The 7,828-nt window shown below is 36.7% G+C and carries 2 protein-coding genes and 1 pseudogene; all 3 read left to right on the forward strand.

Annotation, left to right across the window (positions count from 1 at the left end):
• Position 1 precedes the first annotated feature (1 nt).
• Entirely contained in the window at positions 2-6,301 is a 6,300-nt protein-coding gene (locus FTU58_RS02150) for a DEAD/DEAH box helicase (protein ID WP_180061973.1), read from the forward strand.
• A 143-nt stretch (positions 6,302-6,444) separates the two neighbouring features.
• Entirely contained in the window at positions 6,445-6,930 is a 486-nt protein-coding gene (locus FTU58_RS02155) for a hypothetical protein (protein ID WP_168418592.1), read from the forward strand.
• Between the two features lie 308 nt (positions 6,931-7,238).
• Positions 7,239-7,828 (forward strand): annotated as a pseudogene (locus FTU58_RS02160) (transposase); the annotation flags it as partial.

Raw genomic sequence — 7,828 nt, forward strand, 5'->3', positions numbered from 1 at the left:
TATGCAACCTTATTATTCCGATTTATTAGAACAAGCATGTCAGCGTACAAAAGAATCAACGTTAAGCGTATTAGGGATCAACGATCCTGAGTTAAGAGAACACCTTGCTGAACAAATGTCTCAGCTTCCGGGAAGCAAATTTTCATTTTTAGCTCCACCTGTTTTTGAGCATACTTTTGCTTGGAAACAAGCACCTGTGACGATGACAGAATTAAGTGGAAAATTATTAGCGAAGTCAGTTGTAAGTGCTTTGGATTCGCAGAGTAATGGTCGCTATCGCTTTGGGGCAGAATTTAAGCCTTTTGAACATCAACTAAAAAGTTGGAAAAACTTATTAGCGGATAAAAAATCAATTGTTGTCACATCTGGTACAGGTTCAGGTAAAACAGAATGTTTTATGGTACCAATTCTGAATGATTTATTTGAATTAAGCGAAAATATCAATGCGCCGTTGGAAGGTGTGCACGCTCTATTCTTATATCCGCTTAATGCGTTGATTAATTCTCAAGAAGAGCGGTTAAGTGCTTGGACTCAACATTTTGGCGGAAAACTTAGATATTGTTTGTATAACGGGAATACCCCTGAATCAGAGAGTTCAAATAGAACATTACAAAAGGACCGTCCTTATCAAGTTTTATCACGAGAATTGATGAGAAAAAGTCCTGCTCCAATCTTGGTGACCAACGGGACGATGTTGGAATATATTATGGTGCGTCAAATTGATGCACCGATTATTGAAAAATCTAGAGCAAAGAAAAGCCTGCGTTGGATTGTTTTAGATGAAGCTCATAGCTATATTGGATCACAGGCAGCAGAGCTTGCCTTGCAGTTACGACGTGTTTTAGAGGCCTTTGGTGTTGAGGCCAAAGATGTAAGATTTGTCGCAACTTCTGCAACCATTGCTGACAGTAATGCAGAACAACAATTAAAGACCTATTTATCTCAGTTGGCTGGTATTGAGGAAAGTCAAATCGAAGTGATAGGTGGCCAGCGTGCAGTCCCACAATTAAAACTTGAAACGAATCACAATAAACTCAGTTTAAAAGAATTATCTGAAATTGAGAGTGATTTAGAAGTTAGTGCTAAACGTTTTGAAGCATTAGAATCGAATCAAACAGCACGAGCAATTCGGGAAATCATTGTTCAACAAGGTAGAGAAAGTTATAAGCCATTAACATCTTTGGAAATTAAAGAAAAATTAAATGCCGACTATGCTATTTCAGTGGATCAAGTCGAAATTATTGCTTGGATTGACTTACTAACAAATACAAAAGCACAAGAAAAAGAAGAGGCTTTCCTAAAAGTACGAGCTCACTTCTTACAAAGAATTACGCATGGCTTGTGGAGTTGTATTAATCCTCATTGTAATCAAAAAGAGGGTACAGCATTAAAAAAATGGCCATACGGTAATGTATATGCGACGTGTGAACAAAAGTGTAAATGTGAATCACCAGTCTTGGAGCTGACATTTTGTAAAGAATGTAATTCACCACATTTATTAGGGCAACTCGTTGACGCTAATGATGGTATTCGTCAGCTTAAACAAGTTGGGGAAGTCAAAATTGATGAGTTTTCGCTGCTAACTGAAGAAGATGAAATTGAAGAAGCCGACATTAATAATAGCTCGAACAAGTTAATAGATTACAATCAATCAATATTGCTAAGTGTAAATGATAACGGGGAGATGCTGAATCTAGATCGTGGAGGCTTTGAAAAATATCCAGGGGAAGAGGAATTCAATCTTTTTGCGACATCAAATAAATGCCACTACTGTGAGCTAGAGACGCAAGAAGGTTATTTGCCTGTAAATAGAAGCATTCTTGGTGCACCTTTTTATGTTACTAAAGCAATCCCGACTATTTTAGAATTTTGTCCTGATATTACGATTAAAGAGTTAGAAGAAAATGGTGTTACGAACATTTCACCTCAAAGCTTACCTTCATTTGGACGTCGTTTAATTACATTTACGGATAGTCGCCAAGGCACCGCAAGAATGTCCGTACAGATGCAACAGGAGGCACAGCGTTCACGATTAAGGGGTGCTGTGGTGGAAATGTTAAAAAAAATACCTGATCTATCGGGTGGGGAGATGTCTCGAGAGGAAATTGAGGAGCAAATTGAACAAATAAAACATGATCCAAAGATGAAGATGTTTCTGACATTGCTTCAACAGGAACTATTGAAATTAGACACCTCAGACGAAAGTTCGATTTCATGGAAAGAGATGATCGAGAAGCTTACAGCTTTATCCGATTTTAACTTTTCAATACTGAACGCAATGAAGTATTACTCTCCGGAAGTTTTTGGAGATCAAACTGAAGGGTCACATAGATTGATCTCAATGTTATTGTTGAGTGAATTTAGCAGACGTCCACGTAATCGAAATAGTACTGAAACGTTGGGATTAGTAAAAGTTGGTTATAGTGGTTTAGAAAAAGTTAGCAGTGTTCCTTTATATTGGGAATCTAAAGGCCTTAACTTACAAGACTGGAAGGACTTTTTAAAAGTCGTTCTAGATTTCTATGTGCGAGAGTATTACTACATTCATATAGATAGAAGTATTTCAAATTGGATGGGGAGGAAAATTGTTACAAAACGACTATTTGGACCTGATTCAAAATTAACAGAAGATAAAATTAGTAAACAATGGCCTTTAGCTTCTAAGCGAAAGAATAATCGTTTAGTGAAACTATTAGCATTAGGTGGGCAATTAGATTTAAATGCTCCAATTGATATAGATATCGCCGATGAATGGCTAAAATGCGCTTGGAAAGTTTTGACTCAAGATATAGCTATTTTAGAAAGTGATAATGGTCAATTTTTTATTAGACCACAAAAGTTCAAATTTTCATTGAATGAACACGTATTTATTTGTCCCGTCACTCATAGATTAATTGATACTACCTTCAAAGGTATTACGCCATATCTACCGACGGGTATTCCAAAGAGTAAAGAGGCTTTCATTTGTCAAAAGACAAAAATGCCGAATTTGAAGGTGTTTAGTTCCAATAAAGATCATCATGACAACATTCAATACATCCGTGAATTAATTGCTAATGATGAGACAATTAAGGAGCTACGCTCTTTAAATTTGTGGAATGATCTTTGTGATCGAATTATTGAAGGTGGCATGTATTATCGAGTTGCAGAACATTCGGCACAGCAAGCAAATGAGCGATTACAAGACTACGAAAAGCGATTTAAATCAGGCGAAGTGAATGTAATGAACTGTTCAACTACTATGGAAATGGGGGTTGATATTGGCGGTATTTCAGCAGTGGTGATGAATAACGTACCACCACATCCTGCAAACTATCTGCAACGTGCGGGTCGTGCGGGTCGTAGTAAAGAATCTAGAGCACTTTCTTACACAATCTGTAAGTCAAATCCACATGATCAACAAGTATTTCATAACCCTAAATGGGCTTTTGAGACCAGTATTCCGGCACCTTATGTCGCTTTAAACTCTAAGAGATTGATCCAAAGGCATGTCAATTCCATGTATCTCTCTTTCTTTTTAAAAAATGAGATTGGAAATACAGATGCTGAGAAAACTAAATTAAATTTGAAGTGGTTTTATTTAGCAAATGGTGACGAAGATATTTCTGTTTGCAATCGATTTATTAATTGGTTAAAAGCCAATATTTATACATATTCTTATGCGCTAGAAAAATTAATCAAAGGTACCGATTTATCTTTTGATTCCGTTGAAAGTATTTTAGGGAACACTATCCAAAAAATCACTGAAATGCGTGATCAATGGTTAAGAGAATACCTGCGACTAGAAACACAGATGAGTGAGGCAGTGAAAGGTAGTGCTTACGCTTATAGATTAAGTATTGAAATGCGTAGACTCAGTGATGAATATTTATTAAGAGAACTTGCTGCTAAATGCTTTCTACCAGGGTATGGCTTCCCAACTGATATTGCATCATTTGAAACGACCAATGTCATTGACTACATACGTCAAAAGCAAGATAGAGATGCTGAAAAGCAACGAAAGTCTAGAGAAGATAATGTGTCTTTATTACGTGATATGCCAAGTCGAAATTTAGCTGTCGCTATTCGAGAATATGCGCCGGGTTCAGAAATTGTATTGGATGGAAGGGTTTTTAAATCCAAAGGGATATCATTAGCTTGGCATAATATTCATAGTTCTGATGCAAAAGAAGCACAGAAATTTGATTTGGCATGGCGCTGTGTACATTGCGGTCAAAATGGATTTAATACAGATAGTGCAGTCGATATTAATAATGTTTACTGTGATAATCCAAGTTGCGGTGAAAAAATTCGCATAAATGAGCAACGTAAAGTTCTGCAGCCAACTGGTTTCGTTCATGATTTTTATGAAGAACCTAGTAACGATGTAACAACACAAACTTTCATACCTGTCCAAACCCCTTGGATCGCTGGAAAGGGGGCAAGATTAAGCTTGCCGAATAGTGCCTTAGGATTTATGGTTGCCGATACATCGGGGCATGTATTTAATTATAGTTCAGGTTTATATGGGCATGGTTATGCTGTGTGCCTTGAATGTGGTCGAGCAGAATCCCAAAAGGAAAAGGAAAAATTTCCATTGTCTCTTTCACCAGAGCAGAAACATTATCCATTAAAACCATCTAAACATGATCGAGAAAATGGGCAAAGAAAGTTCTGTGAAGGCAGTGAGCGTTTAATCAAAGATTTACATCTAGGTAGCTATATGACTACAGATATCTTTGAATTGGTGTTACATCACCCTGAACGTAATGAATATCTTACAGATAGTAAAGAAAATGAAAGTATAGCATTTACTTTGGCTGTGGCTTTCAGAAAAGCATTAGCGAAAAAGTTAGGTATATCAGCTAATGAATTGGGATATGGTAAGCGTCCAATATTATTAGATGGTAATCATCAGATTACAGCTATTCAGGTGTATGACGTCATTAGTGGTGGAGCAGGATTTGCGAGTTCAGCTCCTCGTCACATTGAGTCGTTATTATCTAGTATGGTCGATGAGCTTGAATGTCCGAAATATTGTGAGTCTGTATGTGCTCATTGTCTTTTGGATTCACAGTCACGACATCATTACAGTTTGTTAAATCGTCATGATGCTAAAAAGTGGTTAGGTGCAAACTATAAAAACTTTATTTCTACTGAAGAATTGTCATTCTTCTCTGGTGCACAATATTGGCCATATAGCTTGAAAGAATGCATTGAACACCATGTATCATTAGGTGCTAAGAAACTAATTTTGAATTGGGGTGGAGAATCTGATAGTTGGGAGTTGTTATCTCCTAGTGTTAAAAAAACAATTGCTAGATGGGCAGAGGATACAAGTTTAGAAATCGATATTTCTCTACCACAAACTATCATAGATTCTAAAGCATATTTGGCTGAGCTGAAATTTTTACAAACACACTTTAATGTACAATTTGTCGAAGGTGACAATATTCATCAATCTATTGTGGCACAACTATATTTGACAGATCGTATTGTTACAGTTGTTAGTCCTGATATGAATAGTCGTATACCAAATGAAGAGTGGTTGAATACAAATGCCATAGTTGGAGTTAGTGAAACTTATAAGTTACTGAGTGAGAAAGTCATAACATTACCAACTTTAGTGGAAAAAAATCAAAGCTCGATTGTGGGATTAGATCTTCTTGATCAATTGAATGTTGATTTATGTAGCTTTGGTCGTAAGTTCTGGAATTTGGTTGCTGAAAGTACTAGTGGGTTCGGAGAAATTTGCCGGAATGAAACTATAAAAAGTATTGAGTATTCAGATCGTTATATCAAGTCAGCTAGCAATATGTTGTTAATTGTTAGTTGGTTAAAGGGGCTTGAGGATCAAGTTGGAAATATTGGTCAGTTGAAGATTAAGACAGTTATTTCTGATGATGAGACAAAAGATTTACCAACGATCCTTCATCATGATTACCATAGTGTGAAACAATTTGAGAAGGTTTTTGAAAAACTATTAACTGATAATTTAGATATATCCCAAAAAGAAATAGATTTAATGACCTATGATAATGGTAAGGCTCTGTATCACAAGCGAAATTTAACTATAACTTTTGAGTCGGGGACTATATTTGATATTCAGCTCGATCAGGGGCTTGGCTATTGGAGATTATTTGAGAGTCATAAATTGTCACAACGAAATGTCTATTTTAATGCCCAAAAGGACTTCATAAGTGTTGCGAATGGACTTACAGATTTACAGAAGTTTTTAGTTGTTAAAAATGGTGAGCAGAATCCAACGAACATTTATGTCAAAAAGAGAGAGGGTGATTTAGTTGTAGCTGTTTCAATATAATAATGTGTGAAAAGTTTACGATTAAAAATACAAGTGATGTTTTATTACTTTAGATTGGCTATTTAAATTGAATAGCATTTCCATAGATGTGAAATAAATAATTTCAATTAACTGTGTCGTATATACAGAAAATGAGAGGGAAAATGAGACCAATTGGCTTAGACCGTAAATCTAAAGATTACTTAGATACTTTAAACATCGACCCTCATTATTTTGAAGAGCGTTTCATACCTATCGAAAAATTAATAAAAGCGAATCTTGCATTTAAGACGAAACTTGAAAACTTTAAACAATTTATTGATTGTTTAAGCGCAGATCGATGCTTTGCCTTATGGATTGGGGAAACAGAAGATTTAATCATACAATCTGAAGCGTGTTTGCAAAAATTTGCACATGATGAAATCATAGAACAACAATTTGTGGAAGAACATGTTGCTTTGGCAGATCGAATATTCGAGTTAGCCAAAGCACGGGTTTATGAAGGACATTGGGAATATGGCGTATCTCTGGAGGTCGATCAACAGTTTGATGATCTAACGGAGTTATGTCGTCGCATTTGGACAAAAGAAAGTAAGGCATGGATAACATTGGCAAAGGTATGGAAAAGTTGTAACCCAATAGGGATGTGATTTACAGGCTCTAATTAGCGATCAAAAAATTAGCCATTCCATTATCCTGATGACTGCCACTGCTTAATTATGTGTAATTAATTTACCCTTTAATTAGCTTATAGATCATCGTTCACAAATAACGATGATCTATAAGCAGAAAATAAGGCTTAAAAGTAAGCGTCCGCTGAATCCCATGCCTATTTTTTAATTTTGGTCGGATTTCCAGCGGTGTGGCAGTAATTCTTCTATTTGGGTGGTAATCCCCCCTAAAAATAATAGGATCTAAAAGTAGAATTTTCTCTTAAGATACGAGCAGGAGATTCTGCATGAAAACATCTAAATTTACTGACAGTCAGATCATGTCCATCTTGAAACAGGCAGAATCTGGCACACCTGTAGCGACCCTTTGCCGTGAACACGGCATGAGTAATGCTACCTTTTATAAATGGCGTGCCAAATATGGTGGTATGGATACATCATTAATGGCTCGACTGAAAGAGCTAGAAGCCGAAAATACCAGACTTAAAAAGATGTATGCGGAAGAGCGATTAAAGGTCGAAATCATCCAGGAAGCGATGGCAATGAGTAGCACTGCTACGCAAGGGTAAAGCCATCTTGCCGGCGTAAGATGGCACAACAGGCAGTTGCCCAGCATGCCATTAGTATTCGTTTGGCTTGTAAAGCATTTGGCATTAGTGAAACCTGCTACCGCTATCAAGCCAAACTCAGCGATGACAATGCACTCATTGCTGAACAGCTCATTGAACTCACTGAGGAAAATTCCGATTGGGGGCTTTGGTTTGTGCTTCTCGTATTTACGGCATGTTGAGAGTTGCTGCTGGAATCACAAGCGGGTTTACCGCATTTACTGTGAGTTGGCACTGAATCTGCGTATTAAACCGAGAAGAAGACTAAA

The sequence above is a fragment of the Acinetobacter sp. YH12120 genome (assembly GCF_013418795.1).
Lineage (GTDB): Bacteria > Pseudomonadota > Gammaproteobacteria > Pseudomonadales > Moraxellaceae > Acinetobacter > Acinetobacter towneri.